22 protein-coding genes and 3 pseudogenes are annotated in these 23177 nt (G+C 68.9%); 10 read left to right on the top strand and 15 right to left on the bottom strand.

Features of this window, described 5'->3' with window-relative positions:
* Positions 1-36: 36 nt before the first annotated feature.
* Together ACZ4LX_RS35995 and ACZ4LX_RS35990 are read right to left on the bottom strand one after the other, a co-directional pair.
* A pseudogene (locus ACZ4LX_RS35995) lies at positions 37-105 on the bottom strand (zinc-ribbon domain-containing protein); the annotation flags it as partial.
* A 245-nt stretch (positions 106-350) separates the two neighbouring features.
* Positions 351-1043, bottom strand: coding sequence for a demethylmenaquinone methyltransferase (locus tag ACZ4LX_RS35990; RefSeq protein ID WP_467651250.1), 693 nt, complete (start codon positions 1041-1043; stop codon positions 351-353).
* Positions 1044-1344: 301 nt separating this feature from the next.
* Between ACZ4LX_RS35990 and ACZ4LX_RS35985 the strand changes: the two genes are divergently transcribed.
* The 4 genes from ACZ4LX_RS35985 to ACZ4LX_RS35970 all read left to right on the top strand — a co-directional run bounded on the left by ACZ4LX_RS35985 (position 1345) and on the right by ACZ4LX_RS35970 (position 4567).
* Positions 1345-1854 carry a SigE family RNA polymerase sigma factor gene (locus ACZ4LX_RS35985; protein WP_467651249.1) on the top strand — a complete coding sequence of 170 codons (510 nt, stop codon included), beginning with the start codon at positions 1345-1347 and terminating at the stop codon, positions 1852-1854.
* Between the two features lie 16 nt (positions 1855-1870).
* A complete protein-coding gene (locus ACZ4LX_RS35980; RefSeq protein WP_467651256.1) occupies positions 1871-2770 on the top strand; it encodes a hypothetical protein in 900 nt (299 codons plus the stop codon).
* Positions 2771-2915: 145 nt separating this feature from the next.
* The gene (locus ACZ4LX_RS35975) at positions 2916-3758 is read left to right on the top strand and encodes a DUF3152 domain-containing protein (protein WP_467651248.1); all 843 of its coding nucleotides are present in this window, start codon (positions 2916-2918) and stop codon (positions 3756-3758) included.
* Between the two features lie 113 nt (positions 3759-3871).
* Complete coding sequence (locus ACZ4LX_RS35970) at positions 3872-4567, top strand: DUF3152 domain-containing protein (RefSeq protein ID WP_467651247.1); 696 nt, start codon at positions 3872-3874, stop codon at positions 4565-4567.
* Between the two features lie 136 nt (positions 4568-4703).
* Here ACZ4LX_RS35970 and ACZ4LX_RS35965 read toward each other — a convergent pair whose 3' ends face one another.
* From ACZ4LX_RS35965 to ACZ4LX_RS35910, 12 genes and pseudogenes are all read right to left on the bottom strand, one after another.
* Positions 4704-5348 carry an imidazolonepropionase-like domain-containing protein gene (locus tag ACZ4LX_RS35965; RefSeq protein ID WP_467651246.1) on the bottom strand — a complete coding sequence of 215 codons (645 nt, stop codon included), beginning with the start codon at positions 5346-5348 and terminating at the stop codon, positions 4704-4706.
* A gap of 11 nt (positions 5349-5359) precedes the next feature.
* On the bottom strand, positions 5360-6559 hold the full coding sequence (gene mqnC, locus ACZ4LX_RS35960) for a cyclic dehypoxanthinyl futalosine synthase (RefSeq protein WP_467651245.1): 1200 nt from the start codon (positions 6557-6559) through the stop codon (positions 5360-5362).
* Between the two features lie 271 nt (positions 6560-6830).
* Positions 6831-9968 carry a LysM peptidoglycan-binding domain-containing protein gene (locus ACZ4LX_RS35955; RefSeq protein ID WP_467651244.1) on the bottom strand — a complete coding sequence of 1046 codons (3138 nt, stop codon included), beginning with the start codon at positions 9966-9968 and terminating at the stop codon, positions 6831-6833.
* A gap of 198 nt (positions 9969-10166) precedes the next feature.
* A complete protein-coding gene (locus ACZ4LX_RS35950) occupies positions 10167-10637 on the bottom strand; it encodes a TadE/TadG family type IV pilus assembly protein (protein ID WP_467651243.1) in 471 nt (156 codons plus the stop codon).
* On the bottom strand, positions 10634-11119 hold the full coding sequence (locus ACZ4LX_RS35945) for a TadE/TadG family type IV pilus assembly protein (RefSeq protein WP_467651255.1): 486 nt from the start codon (positions 11117-11119) through the stop codon (positions 10634-10636). The genes ACZ4LX_RS35950 and ACZ4LX_RS35945 overlap by 4 nt, the downstream gene beginning before the upstream one ends.
* 14 nt (positions 11120-11133) lie before the next feature.
* Entirely contained in the window at positions 11134-11622 is a 489-nt protein-coding gene (locus ACZ4LX_RS35940) for a TadE family protein (protein WP_467651242.1), read from the bottom strand.
* Between the two features lie 8 nt (positions 11623-11630).
* Entirely contained in the window at positions 11631-11900 is a 270-nt protein-coding gene (locus ACZ4LX_RS35935) for a hypothetical protein (protein WP_467651241.1), read from the bottom strand.
* A 52-nt stretch (positions 11901-11952) separates the two neighbouring features.
* Positions 11953-12885, bottom strand: coding sequence for a type II secretion system F family protein (locus ACZ4LX_RS35930; protein ID WP_467651240.1), 933 nt, complete (start codon positions 12883-12885; stop codon positions 11953-11955).
* A pseudogene (locus tag ACZ4LX_RS35925) lies at positions 12882-13901 on the bottom strand (type II secretion system F family protein). The gene ACZ4LX_RS35930 and the pseudogene ACZ4LX_RS35925 overlap by 4 nt, the downstream one beginning before the upstream one ends.
* A gap of 109 nt (positions 13902-14010) precedes the next feature.
* Positions 14011-15318, bottom strand: coding sequence for a CpaF family protein (locus ACZ4LX_RS35920; RefSeq protein ID WP_467651239.1), 1308 nt, complete (start codon positions 15316-15318; stop codon positions 14011-14013).
* Positions 15315-16214: a hypothetical protein gene (locus tag ACZ4LX_RS35915; RefSeq protein ID WP_467651238.1), complete on the bottom strand. Its 900-nt coding sequence runs from the start codon at positions 16212-16214 to the stop codon at positions 15315-15317. Before ACZ4LX_RS35915 ends, ACZ4LX_RS35920 begins: the two co-directional genes overlap by 4 nt.
* A gap of 126 nt (positions 16215-16340) precedes the next feature.
* Positions 16341-17048: a hypothetical protein gene (locus ACZ4LX_RS35910; protein WP_467651237.1), complete on the bottom strand. Its 708-nt coding sequence runs from the start codon at positions 17046-17048 to the stop codon at positions 16341-16343.
* A gap of 497 nt (positions 17049-17545) precedes the next feature.
* Between ACZ4LX_RS35910 and ACZ4LX_RS35905 the strand changes: the two genes are divergently transcribed.
* The 6 genes from ACZ4LX_RS35905 (at position 17546) to ACZ4LX_RS35880 (ending at position 23054) form a co-directional block, all read left to right on the top strand.
* Entirely contained in the window at positions 17546-18232 is a 687-nt protein-coding gene (locus ACZ4LX_RS35905; RefSeq protein ID WP_467651236.1) for a hypothetical protein, read from the top strand.
* A 287-nt stretch (positions 18233-18519) separates the two neighbouring features.
* Positions 18520-19263 (top strand): hypothetical protein, encoded by a 744-nt coding sequence (locus ACZ4LX_RS35900; protein ID WP_467651235.1) that lies wholly within the window; start codon positions 18520-18522, stop codon positions 19261-19263.
* 97 nt (positions 19264-19360) lie between these two features.
* Positions 19361-20824, top strand: coding sequence for a PE-PGRS family protein (locus tag ACZ4LX_RS35895; RefSeq protein ID WP_467651234.1), 1464 nt, complete (start codon positions 19361-19363; stop codon positions 20822-20824).
* Between the two features lie 53 nt (positions 20825-20877).
* Positions 20878-21456 (top strand): hypothetical protein, encoded by a 579-nt coding sequence (locus ACZ4LX_RS35890; RefSeq protein ID WP_467651233.1) that lies wholly within the window; start codon positions 20878-20880, stop codon positions 21454-21456.
* Positions 21457-21669: 213 nt separating this feature from the next.
* The gene (locus ACZ4LX_RS35885; protein ID WP_467651232.1) at positions 21670-22209 is read left to right on the top strand and encodes a hypothetical protein; all 540 of its coding nucleotides are present in this window, start codon (positions 21670-21672) and stop codon (positions 22207-22209) included.
* A 92-nt stretch (positions 22210-22301) separates the two neighbouring features.
* A complete protein-coding gene (locus ACZ4LX_RS35880; RefSeq protein WP_467651231.1) occupies positions 22302-23054 on the top strand; it encodes a hypothetical protein in 753 nt (250 codons plus the stop codon).
* A gap of 37 nt (positions 23055-23091) precedes the next feature.
* Here ACZ4LX_RS35880 and ACZ4LX_RS35875 read toward each other — a convergent pair.
* Positions 23092-23177: pseudogene (locus ACZ4LX_RS35875) on the bottom strand (IS5/IS1182 family transposase); the annotation flags it as partial.

Below are 23177 nucleotides of genomic sequence, written 5' to 3'. Positions count from 1 at the left end.
GTGAGGGGGCGGCGCGGGTGTCTGCGGGCGTTCGCGCCCGCACTTCATGCAGAAACGCGCCTCGTCCGGCGCCTCGGTTCCGCAGAAGGGGCAGTACGACGGCATGAGGACTCCGCAGGGTGGAGACGGGGACGGCCGGAACGGTGACACACGGGAGCGGGAAAGACGCGTGCCGTATCAACGGACACATCTTCCTCGCTACCCGGTTCCCGTCAACTCCGATCCCCAGCAACGGATTTCACCGGTTTCCCGCACCGATTCCCCGCACGGGTTTCCCGGCCGGTTTCCCGCACCGGGTTCCTGCACCGGGTTCCCGCACGGGGTGTGTGCCCGGGGTGTGCGCCCGGCCGTCAGGCCCGTACGCCCCGGTGCAGGGCGACCACGCCGCCCGTGAGGTTGCGCCAGGCGACCTTCGACCAGCCGGCCTTCTGGAGCTTGGCCGCGAGACCCGCCTGGCCGGGCCAGTCCCGGATCGACTCGGCGAGATAGACGTATGCGTCGGGGTTGGACGACACCGCACGCGCGACCGGCGGCAGCGCCCGCATCAGGTACTCGGTGTAGACGGTCCGGAACGGTGCCCAGACCGGCTGGGAGAACTCACAGATGACCACCCGGCCGCCCGGCTTGGTCACCCGGTACAGCTCGCGCAGCGCCGCGTCCGTGTCCTGGACGTTGCGCAGCCCGAAGGAGATGGTCACCGCGTCGAACGTCTCGTCGCGGAACGGCAGCTTCGTGGCGTCGCCCGCCGTGAACGGCAGCCAGGAGTTGCGCTTCTTGCCCTCCTGGAGCATGCCGATGGAGAAGTCGCACGGCACGACGTACGCACCGGTCGCGGCGAACGGCAGCGAGGACGTCGCGGTCCCGGCCGCCAGGTCGAGGACCTTCTCCGCGGGCCGGGCGTGCACGGCCTTCGCGACCTCCTTGCGCCACAGCCGCGCCTGGCCGAGCGAGAGCACGTCGTTGGTGAGGTCGTAGTTCGCCGCCACGTCGTCGAACATCGAGGCGACTTCGTGCGGCTGCTTGTCCAGGGAGGCTCGGATCACCCACCCATTCAAGCAGCCCGGCCGGAGCGGGTCGGGGCGGGGCGGGCTGAAGCGGGGCGGCGCCGGAGCGGGGCGGAGAGGGGCGGAGCGGGGGCGCTGTCGGGCGACGCCACGGAGACGATCACCGACCGCGGCTGCTCCTCGGCGAGGAACCGCACGGTGACCAGGATTCGGTCACGAGTTCTGATCCGGCTTCAACCTTTCCGGCCCGTCGGCACTCAGTACCAGGCGTAGTGACCACCGACAGACCACCGACAGACCAAAGAACAGACCGAAGAACAGACCGCAGAGAGGAGGCCGGATGACCGCCGGACGCAACACGGACGCCGCGGGTTTCGAGGAGTTCGCCCGCGCAGGTCAGCGCAGGCTGTACCGCACCGCGTATCTGCTGTGCGGGGACGCCGACGCCGCCCGGGATCTGACCCAGACGACACTGGCGAAGCTGTTCCAGCACTGGGGCCGCGCGAGCGCGGCCGACCACCCGGACGCCTACGCCCGCACGGTACTGACCCGCACCTACATCGCCGAACGCCGACGCCGGCTGCGCGACCTCCGCGCCCATACGCCGATCGCGTCGCACGCACCCGCTTCCGGCCCCGAGCTGACCGTCACGCTGCTTGCCGCACTTGCCGAACTGCCCGCCCGCGCACGGGCGATGGTCGTCCTGCGGTACTGGGAGGACCTGAGCGTGAAGACGGTCGCCGAGCTGCTGCGATGCAGCCCGTCCACCGTGAAGAGCCAGTGCTCACGCTCGCTCGCCACGCTGCGTACCCGTCTGGGCGACGCACATCTCTACACCACCCGAAGCTGAGGAGACCGTCGTGGACATGTTTACTGACCGCTCCCCCGGACCCGGTCCGATCCCGGAGGCCGAGGACCGGATGATCAGGGCGGCCCTCGACCGGGCGGCCGAGGACGCGCCGCCGCTGCCCGATCTGGTGCCCGTCGCCCTGGCCCAGGGACGTCGGCGCCGCACTCGCGCCCGTGCGGCCATAGGGGCGGGAGTGACGGGTGTGGTGGCCCTGGGGGTGTTCGGCATGGCACTGCCGATGTGGGGGCCGGGAGGGGGTGCGCAAGCGGCGCGGACCGGGTCGGTCGCCTCGCAGCCCACGACCGCCGCTCCCTCCCCGGCCGGCACCGCCCGGCCCGTCCCCAGGCCCGTGCACATCGAGCCGACCGAGGGTGAGACGCCCATGGCCGACCTGCCGCCGGCCGAACGGAAGCGGCAGGAGACGTTCCAGCTGAAGGTCGCGGGGCTGCTCGGCACGTTGCTCCACAAGCAGCTCGGCGTCGTCCGCCCGGTCGATCTGGCAGTGCACCGGTATCAGGGCGAAACCGACGGAAACATCTTCCCGGTCATCTTCTCGGTACGCCCCCGGCCCGACGCGGGAGTCCCCGACGGCGCGACCCTGCCGTGCCGCAACAACCCCGCGAAGGGCATGCGGTGCAGGAAGGTGACGCTGCCGGACGGGATCCAGGCCCGTGCCATCTCCGCCGAGGGGAACGGGACCGGCTCGCAGACCGTCACCAGCGTCGATCTCACCTTCGCTTACGGCCACAGCACCGTCCGGTTCTCGGTCGGCGGTGACGACTCCTCGATGGTGTCGTCGCCGGTCTCGGTGTCGCAGCTGATCGCCGTCGCACGTGACTCCAGGTTCCTGGAGCTGGTGAAGTACGCGGACGGCCGGCCCATGGAAGAGAAGGAGCACACGGTTCGTGGCGGCTGAGACGGTCAGGCACCGCGCACCGCGCCAGGACCGAGACCGGGAAGACGGGAGAGACCGGGAAGACGGGGGAGATGGAGGAGATGGAGGAGATGGGGGAGATGGGGGGTACGAGAGAGACCGGGGAGATGGGGGCGACCGGCGGAGCATGCGTCGGGAGCGCCGGCGTCGCGGCCGGATACGGGTGCTGGCCGCGGTACTCGTCCCGGCGGCGCTGATCGTCGCCGCCGTGGTCGTCGCGCCCCGGTGGGCGGGCGGGGACGGCCCGGCGTCCGCAGCGGCCGTTCCGGAGTCCCCGGACGCCCGCCCGGCCCGGAGTCCCGCCCGCACCTCCCCCTCCTCCGCCACCAAGCCCGAGCCCAGGGCGACCGCCGTGTCCCCTTCCCCTCCCCCTCCCCCTTCCCTCTCCCCCTCCGCCACCAGGCCTCCCCGTGTCCCGGCCTCCGGTCCGGGCACGTTCACGGTCGCCCGCGCCGGAGCCTCCTCCGGTGGCGGGAACGCCTACCGGGTCGAGGTCGAGGACGGTTCGGGCGTCGACCCGGACGCGGCGGCTGCCCTGATCGCCGACGTCCTGGCCGCGCCGCGCGGCTGGGCGCACGCCGGAGCACACTCGTTCCATCAGGTGGCCTCGGGTCCCGCAGGGATGGTGATCCGTATCGCCACCGCGGCAACCACCGACCGCATCTGCGCGACGGGCGACATGAACACCCACGGCGAGGTCAACTGCCGGCTGGGCGAGGTGGTGATGGTGAACCTCAAGCGATGGCAGACCGGTTCGCCCGAGTTCCACGGGCCGCTCGCCGACTACCGTGCGCTGATCGTCAACCACGAGGTCGGGCACTGGCTCGGCCACGGCCACGAGACCTGCCCCGGAAAGGGACGCCCCGCCCCCGCGATGATGCAGCAGATATACGGCCTCAAGGGATGCGTCTCCAACGCCTGGCCCTACGACACGAAGGGCACCTACCTCGGCGGCCCCTCCGTACCGTGACGTTCCGTCGGACCCGTGCCGGCAATCGATATGCGTGTGGACTGAACCAATCGGCGCCGACGCCGGTCCTTACAGCGGGGAGTGAAACCACCGAGGACTGGGGAGGGGCGCGGATGTCCGGAAGGATTGTGCGCCGGAGCGGGCAGCGGGAACGTGGCCGGAGCCGGCTGTTCACCAAGGCCGTCGTACCGGTAGTGCTGGTCGTGGCAGCCGTCGTGGGCATCCGGTGGAACAACGGGCACGGCCCGAGTACGTCCTCCGCCTCCGCGACCTTCACGGTCGCCCGTGCGGGCGTCTCGAAGTCCGGCACGGGCGACGCCTACCGGGTCGAGGTGGAGAAGGGCTCCGGTCTGGACGCGGACGAGGCCGCCGCCGAGGTCGCCCGCATCCTGGCGGCGCCGCGCGGCTGGGCGCACCAGGGGAAGAATTCGTTCCGCCAGGTCGCCGAGGGCCCGGCGGGGCTGGTCGTCCGGATCGCCACCCCGGCGACCACCGACCGCATCTGCGGGAAGGGCGGTCTCGACACCCATGGCGAGGTCAACTGCCGGGTGGGGACCGACGTGATGGTCAACCTGAAGCGCTGGGAGCAGGGTTCGCCGGAGTTCCACGGGCCGCTCGCCGACTACCGTGCGCTGATCATCAACCACGAGGTGGGGCACTGGCTCGGCCACGGACACGAGACCTGCCCGGGCAGAGGACGCCCCGCCCCCGCGATGATGCAGCAGATATACGGCCTCAAGGGATGCGTCTCCAACGCCTGGCCCTACGACACGAAGGGCACGTACCTCGGCGGCCCCTCCACACCATGACGCCCGGGTGTTCCGGTACCCCGGTGTTCCGGAGCCGGTACCCCAACGCCCCGGAGCTCCAACGCCCCGGAGCTCCAACGCCCCGGAGCTCCAACACCCCAACACCCCGGCACCCCGGCACCCCGGCGGGAGCCGTCTACCGGCCCCGGTACACCAGTCGCCCCGCCGCCACCGTCGCCACGCAGCACATCCCGCCCGCCGCGAGCAGCGCGTCCTCGTCCGGCACGTCGAAGGCGGCGAGATCGGCCCGCCCCCCGGCCGTGAGTGGCGCCCCCATGGCCTCGGCCACCGCCCCGGCCCCGGCCAGCGGGTCGAGGCTCGGTGCGCCACCGGGGTGCGCCGGAGCGTGGATGACCAGCAGCCCGGACCGGCGCATGGCCGTGATCAGGGCGGGCGGTGCGGTGGGGGCGGCCGTCGCCGCCGTCGTCCCGTGACGCAGCATCCGGTGCAGCCCACGGCGTACGCTGCCGGCCCGCCAGGTGTCGTCCGGCCCGAGCGCGTCGAGCGCCGTGCCGGTCAGCGGCGCCGTGCCCAGGGTGTCCGCCTCGCGTGGATCGGGGAAGTACGCGCCCTCCAGCAGCCCGACCGCGTCCGGCTGTACGAGTCCCGGGGTCAGGACGCCAGGCCAGCGCCGGACCCGGGCGGTGGGGTGGAGGGCGGCCAGCTCCTCGTACGTGCCGAAGGACGCGATCACCGCGTCCTGCACGGCGACCGCCCCGCCGGGCACGGGAACACGGCCGCCGCCCGGCAGGAGCAGGGCGGCGGCGTGGATCGTCAGCAAGGCTTCGGACCTCAGTTGGCGTTGAGGAGCTTGAGCTCCGGGTGGGCGGTGCCGCCCTCGATCGCCGTGGACGAGATGTGCGAGACGACGCGCTCGTCGACCGGGTCGTTCGCCGGGTCGTCGTGGACGACCAGGTGCTCGTACGTGGTGGCGCGCTGGGCCGGCACCCGGTCCGCCTTACGGATCAGGTCGATGATCTCCAGGCGGTTGGAGCGGTGCTTGGCACCGGCGGAGGAGACGACGTTCTCCTCCAGCATGATCGAGCCGAGGTCGTCCGCGCCGTAGTGCAGCGACAGCTGGCCGACCTCCTTGCCCGTGGTGAGCCAGGAGCCCTGGATGTGGGCGACGTTGTCCAGGAAGAGCCGGGCGATGGCGATCATCCGCAGGTACTCGAAGAGCGTGGCCTGCGTCTGCCCCTTCAGCTTGTTGTTCTCCGGCTGGTACGTGTACGGGATGAAGGCCCGGAAGCCACCGGTGCGGTCCTGCACATCGCGGATCATGTTCAGATGCTCGATGCGCTCGGCGTTCGTCTCGCCGGTTCCCATGAGCATGGTGGAGGTCGACTCGACACCCAGGCCGTGGGCGATCTCCATGATCTCCAGCCAGCGCTCGCCGGACTCCTTGAGCGGGGCGATCGCGGTGCGCGGCCTGGCCGGCAGCAGCTCGGCGCCGGCCCCGGCGAAGGAGTCGAGACCGGCGGCGTGGATCCGCTGGATGGCCTCCTCGGCGGAGACCTTGGAGATCCGGGCCATGTGCTCGATCTCGGAGGCACCCAGCGAGTGGATGACCAGCTGCGGGAACGCCTTCTTGATCGCGGAGAAGTGCTCCTCGTAGTACTCCACGCCGTAGTCCGGGTGGTGCCCGCCCTGGAACATGATCTGGGTACCGCCGAGCTCGACCGTCTCCGCGCAGCGGCGCAGGATGTCGTCGAGGTCGCGGGACCAGCCCTTGGCGGTGTCCTTGGGAGCCGCGTAGAAGGCGCAGAACTTGCAGGCCGTGACGCAGACGTTCGTGTAGTTGATGTTGCGCTCGATGATGTACGTCGCGATGTGCTCCGTACCCGCGTAGCGGCGGCGGCGCACGGCGTCCGCGGCCGCGCCCAGCGCGTGCAGGGGCGCCGACCGGTAGAGGTCGAGGGCCTCCGCCGGAGTGATCCGGCCGCCTTCGGCGGCTCGGTCGAGGATGGGCTGGAGGTCGGCCTTCTCGGTCACCGGGCTGTCACCTTTCGGCGGTTTTTCAACGGATCTACGGACCGGATCAGCGTACGCCAGCGTTCTCGCGCGTCTCCCGCCGCACCCTCGCGGCGGAGTGGCGCCCCGGAGCCGTATCGCTTGAGCCGTACCGCCGTACCGCCATACGTCCGTACATCCGTACCGCCGCCCCGCTGTTCCTCTCTGTCCCGCCGTCCCGCCGTCCCGCCGTCCCGCTGCCCCGCCGTCGCCGGGGCGGCGGGAACGGCCGAGGGCGCACACGGGACCTGGATCAGCCGGCTGCCGCGTCGGCCTTGCGCCAGGCCGGCAGCAGCTCGTCCAGCAGCGCTTCGGTACGGGGCGGGAGCCCCCGGCCACCGGCGCCCGGCCGGTCCGCGCGCGCGACGAGGAACACGGCCAGCTCCGCCAGACGCGTCATGTCGCCCGTGGCATGGGTCGCACGCAGCAGCTCGTTCCACAGCCGCTCGTCACCCGGCGACGGGGACAGGGACACAGGCAGAGACAGGGGAAGGGGCAGAGACAGGGCGACGGTGAGCGCGGCAACGGCCGGCTCGGGCCGTCCCTGTCCGAGGTGGTGCTCCGACAGGGCGAGGGCCACGTCCCCGACGAGCAGCGGCAGCTGGGCGTCGATGATCTCGTGGGCCAGCCAGCCGTACCTCCCCTCGGGCCGGTCCGCCAGCAGCGGGCCGCGTACGAGGTCCAGGGCGTCACCGAGCAGCCGCTCGCGCACGGACGCGTTCGCGGCGCCCCTGCCCCGCGTCGCCTCGTGGTGAAGCGAACGCAACACGTCCAGGTCGGAGACGACGGAGGCGGCGAGCGTGAGACGGCCCGAGGCGTCCGGCCGCAGCCGTGGAGTGCCGTCCGGATCGGTTCCGAGCCACTCCCGCATCCGCTCGACGAGCGCGTCCCTGACGTCGGCTGTCACCCCGCGCGGCCACAGCGAGGCGGCGAGCACCTGAGGGTGAACGCCCTCGCGGTGCAGCAGGAGCAGCGCCAGCGCCTCGTGCATGAGCGCGCCGCGTTCGCTGTCCGGGGTGTCGAGACCGATGAGCTCGTACGCCCCGACGAGCCGGGCGTAGACCGCGGGCCGGCCGCGCTCGGTGATGTCGACGAGGAAAGAGGAGGAGGAAGAAGAAGAAGAGGAGGAGGAGGAGGACGGGTCGGTGCTCGGCTCGTGGCCGGGCTCGGCGTGCTTGAAGAGCTGGACGACCGCGTCGTGCTGGACACGGGGCAGCATCTGCGCCATGAGGTCGAGGCCCAACAGCGGGGCGAGCATCCGGCCTTCGGGGGTGACGTCGAGCTGCCAGACCGCCCCGGGCACCCGGGCCGATCCCGTACCGACGAGATAGCCGATGCCCAGCCGGCCCGCGCCGGAGGCGAGTTCGGTGAGCAGCGCGGCCTGCGCCTCGGTCCGTTCGGCGGTGAGCAGGACGAGATGGGGCGCCCAAGGGTGGTTCCGGACGTGTCCGGTGCGACCGGTGAGGACGGAGTCGTGGCCGGCCGCGCCCAGTGCACTGCGGCGCTGCCGGGTCTCGGCCTCCATGACCTCCAGCAGTTCCTCCACCCCTTCGAGATGGCGCAGCCGGGTGGGGGCGAGGGCGCGGAGTTCCTCCCCGAAGCCCACCAGCGTGACGGTCATCCGGTCCGACCAGCCGCTGGTGGCCAGTTCCGCGGCGACCGAGGCCAGCACGGCGGCACGGTCCTCCGGGGCACCGGTCAGCGAGACGAGACCGGGCAAGGACTCCAGGTTCAGCAGCAGCCTGGAGCCCTCGTGGGTGCCCAGGCTGACCAGGCCGGGGTAGGGCGCGGCGGTGTCGCCGTACTCGTGCTCTCCGGTGTCGGACCGCTCCACGTACCAGACGCCGGGGTCCTTGCCCTCCTGCCACGGGGCGGGCGGGCTGCCCTCCGGGCGGCCGAGCTGAAGGTGCAGTTCGCCCTCGGACAGCCAGGCCGCGTGCACGACCGGCAGCGGGCGGGACTCCGCGGCGAGCGACGCGGACAGACCGCGCAGGGAACGGTCCAGGAACCGCACGGCCTCGGGGTCGGCCCCGACCAGCAGCGCGTCCTGGGCGTCGGCGGCGGCCCCGCCGGGCACGGACGGCTCCCCGCCACCCCGGCCTGCGACGGTGCCCGTCGCCGACTGCCACAGCACGATACGACGCCGGTTGCCCAGGGCCGCGAGCAGCCCCGCGGCAAGCAGCGAGGCGGCCATCAGAGCCTCGGAGAGTCCGAAGGCGGAGGAGGAGGGAGACGAGGGAGAAGAGGAGGAAGAGGAGGTGTCCGTTACCGGGGGCGCGGCCTCGTCGACGGTGGCGACGGCACCCGTGTCCGGGGTGGCCTGCCGCTGCGTGGGCAGGACGGTCCGCGCGGTGTCGGTGTCGCCTCCCCGGCTGCCGTTCCCGTGCCGGTCGCCGCCCTGCTGCGCGCCGCCGCCCTCCGCCTTGCCTCCGGGATCGTCGTACTCCTTGATCTGCCGCCGGACCGCCTTGGAGAGCTGGGGCGCCTCGTCCGGCATCTCCACGACCTCACCGCCGTGGGCGTCCGCGGGCATCTCCATGATCCAGCCCGGCCGGATGAGACTCGCCTGCGAAAGCCTCGAACCGTCGGGCTGCACCCGGTCCTTGTTCAGCCGGTAGATCTCGCCGTACCGGCGCCCGTCCCCCAGGTGCCGCTCGGCGACCTCCCAGAGCGAGTCGTGGTGCCGTCCCTCAGGAGGCCGGATCCGGTAGAACTTGGTCCCCTGCTCCTTGGCGGTCCCGGCTGTTCGCTTCGCGGTCTCGGCATGTTCGCCGAGCCCGGCCGCTCTGTCCAGCGCCGTCCCCTGCGCCGGCTTCCGGGCAGCCGTCTCCTGCGCCGACCTCCGGGCAGCCGCCCCCTGCTTCGTCTCCTGCGCCGTCTCCTGCCTCGTCTCCTGCGCATGATGCCGGCCGGGGGACTGCTGCGCGGACGAGGCCGGCGTCGCCCGGCTCGGCTCGTCCATGCCCCAGCCCATCTGCGAAAACCCAGGGGCGAGGCTCGCCACTCCCGCCGTCACCAGCAACAGGGCCGCCACCAGCTGCCGCGCGAGCGCCTGGCTCGCCCCGGCCGCCGGAACCCGCACCGGCATGCCCACCCCGGAGACGACGGCCTTCACCTCGACCAGGACGCAGGCGGTGAACTGCGCCCAGGCCAGCCAGACCACCACCGTCAGCACGCCGATGAACGTGTTGACGGAGATCTGCTGTTGAAGCGTGTCCAGCGTGGGCATCTCGTCCGGCAGCGGCCGGCCCACGAAGTACGCCAGCGCCCCGGGCACGCCGACGACAAGGGCGGCCAGCGCAAGAAACGCGAGGAAGGCCTTGACGAAGTCGCCGAAGGTCCGCCTGGGCGGTCCCTGCTTGCCACGCGTGCGGGAGGTGGTGTGTGCCATCACAGGCTTCCTCTGGAGAAGGACGGTCGGGCAAGGCGGTGATCCATCGCAGTCCGGCCCCGCGGCCACCCGGCGCCGGACCGACCCGGGGCAGCCCGGCGCCGGGCCGACCCGCGGCCACCCGGCGCCGGATTGACCCCGAGGCCGCCCTGCGCCGGGCCGACCCGGGGGCTGAGCCGAGACCGGCTGTTCCCGGGGCTACCCCGCGACGGACTCGGCGGCCGATCTGCCGTGCGCGGTCAGTGGGCCCGCGAAGAGGATTCCGCTCAGCACGGGCCGGTAGGTGAGCCGGATCTCGGCCTCTACCCGTTGGGCGTTCGCCGCGACACAGCCCGAGGCCGCGACGTCGCGCCCCGGCAAGCCCTCTTCCCGGGCGAAGGCGCGTACCCGGGCGCCGCAGTTACCGAAGTTGATGGGTGCCGAACCACTGGATCCCTCGTACAGGGCATCCCGGTCGATGTCCTGCGCCGCGTAACGGGCGGCCTGTTCGGCGATGTCCGCGGCCCGTTCGCGCTGGGAGATCGCCAGCCCGCCGTCGATCACGAAGGCTGCCAGGGCCATGAAGAGCAACGCGAAGATGATGACGGCGCCGGCGCCCGAGCCCTTGTCGTCCAGACGTTCGCGCCGTGCCTCCCCCCATGGAAGCGGTGGCTCCCGCAACGCCGTCATGCGGCCCTCCTGAAGGGATCGAGCGGCGAGGTGGACCGGCCGGTGAGAGTGGTCGGGATGTTGAGGCCGAGCATCCCCGGGCCTCGTACCTCGCAGCTGACCTCGACGCTGAAGAACCCGCCGGGCTCGAAGCCGTCGCTGGTCCTGCCCACCGTCACCGGCCCCGCGCACACATCGGTGAGATCGGCCTCCGCCGCCTTCCGTGCCTCGGACATCGCGAGATCGCTGTCCTTCTGGATCGAACCGGCGCGGGCGGCGTCCCGTGCGGCTCCGTCGACCGCTCCCCGGCCGTCGACGAGCTGCCCGAAGCCGACGAGGACCAGAACGAAGAGGATCATGATGGGCGCGAGGATGACCGCCTCGACCGTGGACAGCCCGCTGTCACCATCGGAGCCCCCCGGCAGCCCAGGTCCGCCGGCGGCCCGGTCCCGTACCCGTACCCGTTTGCGCGCACGGTCCAGCACGCTGCTCACACAGGTCATGCAGGTCACACGGATCACTCCCCATCCGGTACGAATCGCTCGACCGGCCCCTGAGACTGCGCGTGAATCTTCAGATCGAGCCCCGGAAAGACGCTCGGCACCCTCGCCGTGATCTCCACACCCACGGTGTCCGCGTCGGGCTGGTACGCCCGCACATCGGGTGCGAGAACCAGCTGCGGGCCCAGTTGTCCGAGGTAACTTCCGGCCACCTGCCGCCCCTTGGACCGCCAGCCGCCCGGATCCTCGTCCGCCCGGGCCCGTGCCTCGCGCGCGCCCGCCCGAGCGGCGGCCTGCGCCACATGATCGGCGAAGAAGTACAGCGCGAACTGCACCGTCGCGAAGATCATGAAGAACAGGACGGGGGTCAGGAGGACGAACTCGATCGCGGTCGCGCCGGAGTCGCCGCGCGCGGACGCCGCGTCCACCCGGCGGCGCACGGCGGTACGCAGCCGGTGCGCGAGGCGGCTCGCCCCATCGGAACGGGGTGGCTCGGCCGTCGGCATTCCTCGGGTCAGCAGGTCGAGTCGGCGTCGGCGCCGGCGATGCAGGCGCCGACCTTGGTGGCGCCGTCCTTCAGCGCGAGGCTGAGAATCGCGGCGACCACCCCGACGATCGCGACGACCACCGCCGAGATGATCACCCACTCGACGGCGGAGGCACCGCGGTCGGCCTCGTCCGAGCGGGCACGCTCCACCCTCCCCCGCAAGAAGGCCAGCAGAAAATCGATGGCTGGATGACTGGCACGGGGACCGGTACGGGGACCGGTGCAGGGACTGTTCATGGTTGCGGATCCTCTCGGAGAAGGGGCAGTCGGATCAGGCGGGTGACGGAGATCAGCCGACCTGGAACACGCGCACGGCGGCCGGAAAGATGAGGAAGACGAGGAAGCCGGAACAGAGCAGCAACTGGGCGACGAGCATCGACTGGGACTTCTCGCCCGCGCTGCCCTCGATCCGGGCCATCTCCCGGTGCCGCATCGTCTCGGCCCGGGAGGCCAGGGACTCACGTACCTTCGCCCCGTCGTCAGCGACGAGCGCCAGGGACGCCGAGAGGTCCTTCAGCTCGTCGATGCCCAGCTCTTCGCCCAGCCGCCCGAGGGCCTGCCACTGGCTGGTCCCGGTGATCCGGGCATCCGCCAGGGTGTTGCGGATCCGCCGCAGCGCCGACCCGTCGCTCACCTCGGCCGCGGTCATGAGCGCCTCGGGAAGGCCACGGCCGCCGGCCAGGTTCATGGCGACCAGGTCGAGGTAGGCGCCGATGACGCGCCGCAGGTCGCGGCGCTTCTCGGCCGCGTCCCGGCGTACTTCGAGGTCCGGCAGAAAGAAGAACCCGCCCGCGAAGGCCAAGGCCAGCCAGAGCGGGACGACCGGGCCGCTGCCGAATCCGAGCGTCAGGACGATCACGAAGACGAGCGGGCCGAAGAAGAGACCGGCGGCACTCAGCAGGATCTTGGTGGCGAGGAACTGCTCCCAGCCGCGTTCGAGGACCGAGAGGTCGGCCCGCAGCGAGCGCTGCTCCCAGCCCTGTCGCCCATAGAAGTCGGCGACGCGCGCACCGACCCGGGCACGCAGCGAATCCAGCCGCCCGGCAGGCACGTCCCCGCCCCCGCTCAGGCCCGTCTCGTACGCCGTGCCACGCGCGCGCAGGGCGTCGATACGGGCCACGGTCGCGGCCGCGCCCCGCTTGGACGGCATCAGCGCCCGTACGAACACATGGACACCGAGGCCGAGTACGGCCCCGAGCACCACGGGCAGGGTGAGGTTCATCGCGGGAAGACCTCCTCGTGCCCGGTCTCCGCCGACCGGACCGGGCGGCGGGGCGTCGTCCGAGGTGACTGCGGCAGGTCCGACTGCGGCGTCCGGGGCGACGGGTTCGGCTGGTGCGACCTCTGGGGGCGCACGAAACGCCTCGCCATGTCGTCCCGTACGAGGAAGCGCTCCGGGGTCTCGATGGTGGAGAGCTTGCGCAGCCACCAGAAGCCCAGCGCGAACAGACCGCATACGCACAGGAGGACGAGCTGGCCGAGTGGCGTGCCGTACGGAGCGACGAAGTCCCGGTTGAACAACGCGAGTCCGAGCACGAAGGCGACGCTGACACCGACGACGATCTGCACACTCCGCCGGGTGCTGGACCGCTGTGCCATCACCCGCTGCCGCATGTCGACCTCTTCGCGGGCCGACTTGGCCAGGGCGCCGAGCACCTGGCGCAGCCCCGGCCCACGCAGCCGGGCGTTGAGGATCAGGGCCGCGACGATGATGTCCGCCGAGGCGTCGTCGATCTCGTCGGCGAGGAGCTGAAGTGCGTCGGGCAGTGGCGTACGCGCCCTCAGCCGGTCCACGAGCGCGTCCAGGTGGGTACGGAGCGCGGGCGCGGCGGCGCGTGCCGAGGCGGGGATGGCCTGTTCGAGGCCTACGGCGCCGGCGATGGTGTCGCGCAGTGACTCGGTCCAGGCCGCCAGGGCCTCGACCCGGCACATCCCGGCCCGTTCCGCCGCGGCGCCACCGAAGAGGCGGTCCCAGAGGAAGACGAGTGCACCGGCCGCGATGCCTGCCACGGCCCAGCGGGTCAGCAGCAGGGTGACGATCCCGACCCCGATGGAGAGGGAGCCCCGGCGCCCGGTGAACCGGGCCAGATCCGCCAGGCGTTAACTCGATCCGGCCTTCTCATGGGCTGCCTTCGCGGGTGTGCCCCGGATGGCGAGGACGAGGAGGGCGATGCCGCCTCCGACGACGACGCCGCACACCAGGGCGGACAGCACGGACAGCGAGAAGACGCCGTTCAGGGAGGAGACGCCGCCCGGGGAGAAGCCGTTCAGGGAAGAAACGCCGCCCGGGGAGGAGTCGTTCAGGGAGGAGTCGTTCAGGGAGGAGATGCCGTTCATGTTTCTCCGCTCACCCCCAGGAGCCGCTGGGGCGGTAGCCGTGCACAGCCAACTCCTCGACGCAGGCGAGGGGCGCGTGCGGCACGACCCTGCCGTCGGAGGTCTCGGCGAACACCTCGCTGGACAGCACGCGGCCGTCGACGCCGTTCACTTCGCGTACGGAGGTGACCAGACGGCGCAGGGTGCCGCCCCGCCGGAAGTCGTTGCGGCGCTCGACGAAGACCACGAAGTTGATGGCTCCGGCCACCAGCATCTGGCTCGCCTCGACGGGCAGCCGCTCGGTGGCCTGCAAGGCGTAGGTGGAGATACGGGTGAAGACCTCGCTGGAACTGTTGGAGTGGATCGTGGAGAGCGAACCGTCGTTGCCCTGCGACATCGCGTTGAGCATGGTGACGATCTCGTCGCCCAGCACCTCACCGACGATCACCCGGGACGGGTTCATACGCAGCGAACGGCGCACCAGTTCGGACATCATGATGGCGCCCCGGCCCTCGGAGTTGGGCAGCCGCTCCTCGAAGGCCACGACGTTGGGGTGCAGGTCGGGAAACTGGTCGAGGCCCAGCTCCAGCGCGCGCTCGACGGTGACGAGCCGCTCCTGCGGCGGGATCTCGTTGGCGAGCGCGCGCAGCAGGGTGGTCTTCCCCGCGTTCGTCGCGCCCGCGATCATGATGTTCTTGCGGGCCCGGACCGCACAGGCCAGGAAGTGCCCCAACTCCGGTGTGACCGTGCTGTTCCCCACTATGTCGGACATGAAGACCTTGCCCATCCGGGCCCGCCGGATGGACAGCGCGGGCCGACGGGTCACATCCATCACGGCCGACAGCCTGGAGCCGTCGGGCAGCCGCAGGTCGAGCTGAGGGTTGGCGGAGTCGAAGGGCCGCGAGGACAGGCCCGAGTACGCGCCGAGGATCTGGACCAGCTCGATGAGCTCCTCGTCGGTCTCGGCCACCGGTTCCCCGCGCACCTCCCTGCCGTCCGCGTACCCGACGAAGACCTGGTCGTAGCCGTTGATGTCGATGTTCTCGACCTGGGGGTCGTCGAGCAGCGGCTGCAACCGGCCGACCCCGAAGAGCGCGGCGTGCACGGCCGCCGCGGACTGTTCCTCGGTTTCGGCGTCGAACGGAGAACGGCCGGCGTTGATCTCGGCCCGCGCGTACTCCTCCAGCAACTGGGCGATGACGGCACGCGCGTACTGGCGCTCGTCCTCGCCGGACATCTGGGGAACGCCGGACGTCTGGTCGCTCCGGCGCTGCTCGGCGATCCGGTCTCCGGCCTCCTGACGGAACCTCTTGACCAGCAGATGGTCGATGGCGGTCATGGGCGCACACCAGGAACGGGCCCCTGAGGGGGTCCGGGCATCTGTCCGGGCATCTGCTCCGGCGTCAGTCCGGGTGCTGCCCCTTGAACCGGGAGCGTCCAGGCGGCGCCGTACTGCTGGTACACGTCCCGGGCAATCTGCCGGGCGGACCGGATCAGCAGCGACTTGTCGAGCCGGCCACGCTTGCGTCCTGCCAACTGTGCCGCCCCCACCGGGTCGTGGGCCAGGGTGCCCATCACGCGGGCGACGGACTGCGCGCCGATCAGCATGCTGTTGACCTGGTTGGCAGCCTTCGCCGAGTCACCGGGATCGGCGACCAGCAGGACGCCGATGAGCGGCGTCGCGAGCTGGGCTCCTCCACGCGAAGAACTGTGCAGCCGGGCGGAGAGCGCAAGAGCCCGGTCCCTGACGCGGGCGATGCTCTCCGGCTGCGTACGCGCGACGAGAAGCACCAGGCTGGCGTGTGCGAACAGGTCGAGGGCAGGGGTCCCCCCACTGATCCGGCCGCAGTCGGCGATGACGTCGGCGGGGGCCTGCGGGGACTCCGCCAGCGCGGAGAAGGAACGCCCGAGCAGGGACCACTGGCCGGCCAGCCCGGCAGCCTGCTCGGACGAGCCGATGCCGACGAGCACGTCGAGGCCGCCCGACAGCGTCTGGGAGTGGTCCCAGAGTTGGTCGGGTGCGAGCCCGCGGCGCGCGGTCGCGGCAATCGAGAGCATGCCGGCGTTGGGGTTCAGCGGGCCGCCGTGGGCGGCCTCACTGCGGTAGACGAGGTCACCGCCGGCGGGATCCGCCTCGGCCAGCAGCACGCGGCGCGGCCAGACGGCGGAGAGCGCGACGGCCGCGGTGGTGACACCCGGCGACCCCTTGTCCGCCGCAAGCACGATAAGCGCCATATCTTCTGCTTCCTGTACTTCCTGTACTTCCCGTGCTTCCCGCACTTCCCGCACTTCCCGGGCTTCCCGGGCTTCCCGGGCTTCCCGTGCTTCCCGTGCTTCCCGTGCTTCCCGTGCGCTCGTGAATCAGCCGGTGGCCGAGGGAACCAGCACCAGGGCGACCTGCCCGGTCGCGGCGGCCTGGGTCAGTCCCTGGATGTCGGAGCTGCTGACCAGAAGGGTGACGGGCAGGCTTCCACTGCCGGCCATCGGGCCCTCGCCCCTGACGATGTCGCTGACCTTGGCGGCCGGGACGATCACCGCGTTGGCATTGGCCGCACCCTTGTCGGCATCGGCATCGGCGTCACCGCCGACGCGGTACGCGGATACCTCGTCGCCCACCTTGATGCCCGCCGGGTACTGCCCCTCCTTGAGGGCGAGCCCCACGAAGGCCTTCCCGTCCGGCAGCCCCTCGTCCGCCGAGAACATCTCCCCGATGGCGATGGTGCCCGCCACCAGGGTGTTCTTGGCCCGAAGTTTCTTCAGGCCATCCTTCTGAGCCCAGGGGACGTAGTGGATGCCCGGGTCGTCCGCGACCATCACGGACGCCACGGAGTCGTTGGCCACGGCCTTCCCCGCCGGCACATCCTGGGAGATCCGCACGACCTCGATCCGGTCACCGGCCCGCAGCACGAGCACGGTCGCACCGAGTGCGCCGACAAGAATCAGCAGTACGGCGAGCGCGGCAAGCGCAGGCTTGCGTTCACGCGCAGGCACCGGAAGCCGCTCACCTGCATGCTGAGCCGCCCCGGAACTCCGCTGCTTTCCCGCCCCCATACGGTCCTGCACCTTCACGCAACCGCTCCCCGCTTACCACCACAGATGGATTCAGCCATTCAGCAACGCGTCATGAATGACGGGCGAGTTGGCTGGGACTCATGAAACACCAAAATCACTTGCACCGTAGCAGTCGCACATATGCGCCACTAAGGAACTCCGGCGCCAATCGCGAGGCCCTCAAGGAGGTTCACCTTTCACTCAACCCGCAGCGTGCCCAGCCCCACGATTGCGTCTCGCGCACGAGCGAACCGCGCTCCTCACCAAAAATGAACATAATCGTCCGCCACCGACGCCTGCCCGCACCGCTGCGCACAACCCCTCCCCTTGATCGAATTTCTCTCGAACGAGCCATTTGGGGAGAGTCATCAGACAGGTCCGCGACGCCACATCCACCGGGACAGAGTTCGTCGTACAACTCACCTCCCTCTAGGGCACCTATAGGGCAGATGTGCGCATGCAGCAAGGACCGGCGAGGTCACGATGGCGAAACCACGGGTTCTATGGATAGCGTCATGCTGCTTCTGACATCAGTTGACCCACGGGAGTCACCAGTGCCCCGCCACACGTTGCCCATTGCCACCGCACTGACCGCAGCAGCAGCCCTGTTTCTGACCGGGTGCAGCGAAGAAGCACCCGATGCCAACGGCAAGATCGCGGGTGTCGACATGAGTGAGACGAAGCCTGAAACACCGACAGTCAGCCCTGCGGGCAGGGTGTCCCGGCCGCAGGTAATCCTCCCTGCGGACGTGCAGAACGTCTTCGAAAGCTGGGAGACAGGCGATCCGACGAAGGACGCGATCCTGACGGACGTCAGTCAGCGAATCAACGCGACCGATGCTGCCATCGGGAAGGGCGACGCCAACACCCCACCCGTTCAGTTCTACTACCAAGGAGATGGGCTGATTGGCGCAGCTGAGTGGATTACGGGGTACAAGGAAGACGGCCTGTCCATCACTGGAACGACTCGCTACTTCAATCCTAGGATCAAAATGCTCAGCAAGACGTCCGCGGCCGTTTCCTACTGCGCGGACGAGAGTAAGGCATACAACAAAGACCGCAAGACGGGAAAGGTCGAAAGGTCCCCCGCCACGAATAATGCATATATCTACTACAGCACCAGGACCGAAAAGAGCCGCAAGAAAATTTGGCAGACCACCAATCTCCTGTCAAAAAGGGGACACGAGGCATGCACGCCGTGAACTCTCAGGTGAAATCCCTATTGGTTGGCACAATAGCGGTCGTGCTCGCTTGCGTTCCCGAAACTGCTGTTGGGGAGAAGTCCCGCGGTGACGGCTCTCAGGGAAGCACCAATGCATCCGGCAAGCGAAACGGGAACACCCTCACCTCGCTGATCAGTTACTCCGGGTCCACAAAAGGCACATCCGGCAAGTCTTCCGAGGGCTTCGCCCCCACCGGGAACTGGTCGCCCCCCGCCTGCTGGTACGAACCACGGTCAGCGTTGGAATTCAAGCAGCATGTAGAGGCCATGTTCACGTCGACCGTGAACACCCCCGGCATGCCTAACTACGCCGATACAGCTGTGGGCCAGTACAGAGACATGTACGAGGACGGCAAGTACAAGGACTACAACCTGGACAAGGCCGACGAAGGTGCCTTCTGGGTCTCCGTCCAGGACGAGTCCCGCTGGGACGAGCCCGACGCGTGGACCTGCAACGAGCTGCCCTTCTGGGTCAAGAACGGCGACACCCCCCAGGTCAGGAACAGCATCAGCCCCGGCCTCCTCGCCCAACTCGCCTACAACCAGGTCGATGTCCCTGAAACCACGGTCAACCTGGCTCCGGCCAGCAACACCAAAGTCAACCTCCCCACCTGGTCCTGGCTCGACAACAAAACCTTCAAGCCCGTCTCAGTCACCGCCTCCCTCAACGCCGCTGGGGTCAGCCTCCGGTCAACCGTCACCGCCACACCGGTCTCCCTCCACATCGAGCCCGGCACGAAGGACGCGGCGCTGCACCCCGGCAGCGGCGAATGCACCTTCCGGAACGGTCACATCGGCACGCCCTACGCCAAGGGTGACGCCGACAAGACCCCGCCGTGCGGGGTCACCTACCTGCGTTCCTCCGGAAACGGCTCGTACCAGCTCCAGGCCACCCTCACCTGGAACGTCGCCTGGAACGGATCCGGCGGCGCAGGTGGCACCCTCCCCGTCGGCACCTTCGGCACCACCCAGAACATCACCGTCCAGGAAATCCAAGCCATCAACCGCTGACCGAACTCGCATGTGCCGGACCGTGCCCGTGCCGCCTGACCGCCGGGCAAAGCAGCGCTGATCTCCAAGACCGAAGGAACGCAGCAGGGTGCGGAATGTGAATCCGGACGATCTGGATCAACTCGCCAAGCTGTTGGACGGCAAGGGGGGTCTCCAGGCGAAGCTCTGCGAGGCACTCACCAGAGCTTCGCAGCTCGGTGTGGGCAACACGGTGACGAGTCTCAAACCGTTGCGGTCCTGGGTGACCGACACGGCACCGGACCTCCGCAAGCGAGCGGCCGTCGCTCGACTGGACAAGGGCGACCCGGAAGCCGGTGCCAAGTGGGCGGGCTTCGGCGCCAAGGACCTTCTGAAGGCCGGCCTGATCTACAAGGCGCCGGATGTATTGCTGCTGGCCAACGCCCTGGCCAGCAGCGGTAATTCGGATGCAAACGCTCTCCGCCGCAGGTCCAGGGAATCCCTGGACGAGTGGGTCGACCGGCTGCGGGCCCACGCGTTCGCCTCTGTCCCCGCGCTCAAGCCGTACGAAAGAGATATTGAGAAGTACCTCGGAACATACGGGGACGCGACGGGGTTCATCGCGCACACCGGGACGGCGTCATTCCACGGGGGAAATCTTTCCAGGATCCTGGTCGGGAACTCGATCGCCCAGGGCGGGTGGGCACAAGGGGCCAAGACGTGGACAGCCAGAAGAATGATCTCTATGTCCAGACGCTATTTCTGGGCTCCGACCAGAATTGGCAGATGGGGGCGAGATCTCCATCGATGGGAGCCACCCATCCGTTCACTCGCCGCACCCGGATCTTGGCTGCCTGGCAAGCTTGGCGCACTGGCCTCGGGAAGTTCCGCCTACCAGGATGTCAGCCGGTTTCCACTGGCCAGCACCTACATCGGCGGACGGATCGGATCGGGCCTGGACTGGGTTCGGCGCAGTGGCGTGATGGAATCGCCAATTATTTTCAACATCACGGGAAACAAGGCGATCAGCTTCCTGGCAGGGTCTGACCGGCTCGCCAAAATGTACGGCGGTTTCACCCACGCAGGACAGATCCCCGGTCGAGCAGCCAACGCCAGCCTGTTGAAGGTAACCGGGAACGCGGCCGCCGACGCGCGCCTGTTCGGGAATGGACACATCACCTCCCTCGGCAAAGGGCTATGGGTAGCGGGGAAATCCGCAGGTCTCCTCCGCGGCGTCGGCGTGGCGGGCGGATTATTCTCCACTATCTATAGCGGTGCCAACGTCTGGGCTCAAGGTAACCCGGCGAGTCACTTCGGAAGCAGAGAGTCCGGTGCCAAGTACGTTGCAGATGTCACCGAAGTCCTCTTCAACGCCTCTTTGACTGCTGCGACGGTATCCCCCAACCCTTTCACCATCGGAGCCGTCGCCGTCACTGGAACAGTCTGGTCCGGTGCCAAAGTCGTCGAACACTGGGACGACATCGAGGACGGCGCCGCCAAGGCCTGGAACTGGGCGGGCGACAAGGCTTCGAGGATCGATTCAGACATTATTGGCAAAGCAAAGGGTCTCGCAATGAAGGCGAATCCAATGAACTGGTTCTAACATTACGAATACTAAGCCAAGGAACTACTTAAGACACGAAAGGAAGAGTCATCATGAGTGACTTCAACTTTGAAATGGAGCCACTGACTGAAGAGTGGAGCAGTGGATATCGCGGCACGGCAAGCCATTTTGGGAGATTCAGCGTATCCTCCAAAATCGGAAAACCAGGAGAGGCGTCGAACCGGCAGGTGGTCCTTGAGGGCGCGCAATTCCCTGACACTCTATTCAGCGGAGGTGTCGGAGTGCTGCCCTCTCTGGATGGTGGCTGGTTGAGGGTCGGCGGCAGCATCGTCGACATGGATCTGAAGGTCAAAGGGATCCGGAAGGGATCACGCTGGCTGGAGCTGAAAAATCGCGAACGCCATTACCTCTACACCTCTGCAGGGGAATCCAGAGAGGCTCAGCTGCGCCGGGAGGGTTCCACTGTCACATTGGACCGCGGTCGGTTTGTTCCGCACATTGGCAGATTTCGCGTCGGGAAGGCTAAAGGTGACGTGGACGCCACAGATCTAGCCATCGCATTAGTGCTGGAAGGGGTGGATAGATCCGTCTTGAGCTTCACAGGCGCCCTCTTCGCAATCCCGAAGAACGTGTTCTTCGGACGTCACCAGGACGAGGGTCCCGTGACATGAGGAACATGATCCGGAGAGCACGTGGAAATGAACTCACCTGAGGCCCAAAATCCCACCCTCGCATCAAAAGTTCGCGCTTCCACCTGATTTACCGGAAACCGAACCACCTCTTTCCAGCTGCACATGCCAAGGCATCATAATTCATCCCCTCCGCCTTTTTGCGTATCAACCTCAGCCTAGAACATCCAAATCAACGAATGCCGAGCAACCCAAATGTATAACGAAAAGCTCCCCAAAACCTGGTCCGTCATCTGTATCGGCATCTATCTCGCCGGCGTCTCCTACATGGGAATCGACGCAATCCCGCAGGACACCGGGCCGTGGCTCGTCGTGTCCGCTGTCTTCCTCCTCATTCTCGTGCCCTGCCTCTCCGTACCGATCTCGAAGGCCATTTACAACCGGATCCAGATTGATCCGGCGCAGAACGCCCTCCGCGTCGGCCGGGAGCGGATGGCTCTGACGGATCTGGACCCTGCCTCCGTTCTTCATGAGATCCAGCAGCAGCCGATGAGCCACGCTCAGCGATACGCCGCTTCTCTGGCCAACGTCGACGCCCCCGTTCCGGGGCTCCGGGCAGCCGATCGTGGCGCACCCCGCCTCGTCGGTGGCGGATGGGGTGTCCCCATGGGAATGGACAGCGTCGAAATCCGTACACGGCAGGGTGAACGGCTCTCCATTGCCACGCACAGCCGCATGTCCTTCCTCACCGCGCTGGCCAACTCCACCACCAGCGAAACGCCCGATAACCGATAGAAAGGATGAGCGACTTGCCTTCCTTTGACAGCTCCCGAGGCCGCTTTCGACTGGCTGACCGTCACATTGCGGTACTGGCACACCTCTTGGACATGGAGACGCCGCCGGCCGAGCTCTTCCACTCCCTGGGCGAACTACAGCAGATCGGGCTCGTCGGCACGGAAGGCGAGCTCTCGCCATTACTTCGCGAACTCCTGACCGCGCTCGCCCATCCCATGGTCCTCATCCAGGCCGAGGTGACCGGTCAGCACGGGCCGTTGAACCACGGTGTCGTGGTGGGACAGGACAGCGTGTTCTCCCACGACGGCTGGCCCGGGACCGAGGAGTCCGAGTACGTTCCCATTCAACCCAGCACCCTGGTGTGGGAGCTCGCCCGCAAGGTCAAGCTGCAGAGTGTCGACATCGGGGAGTCCGAGTTGCTCGGCGTCCCCGAGATCAAGACGACGATGGGTGCGCTGGACGCGGCGTTCGTGGCCCTGGAACAGGCTCCGGACGACAGGGAGGCCACCAGAACCTCCGTCGTCGCCGCCCTTTCCGGTGCAAGTGACCTGGCCGAACCCGAGCTGTCCGCCCTTGCCGAGCTGGCCATGTCCCTCAACTCCGCCTGGCGCGTCACCACCATCTGGGGCGGCAGGCCTGGAGCGGCAGCGGTACGGAGTATCGCGGTGTGGGACTGCGGCCGCCACGGCCACTGGGAGCGGATGCAGCCCCAGGAGCCTGTCCAGGAAGGCCAGATCGGCCCCGACACGACGCTCCAGGTCGTCCGCACCAGTTCCCGAGACCTCTGGGACAAGATCGCCGATCTGCTTCCCGACAAAGACGACCTCGTCGCAGACAACGCGTAGCCATCGAGAACCACCTGCCGGGGGCCACTGAGCATTTTCAGCGTTGCCTCTCCAGGGTGAGGACGGCTTTCGTGATGACGCTCATGCGGTTGGGGCTGATGCGGGATCTTCGGAAGATCTGCC

Source organism: Streptomyces sp. NPDC026062 (assembly GCF_055568375.1).
This window is presented reverse-complemented; position numbering and strand designations above follow the sequence as displayed.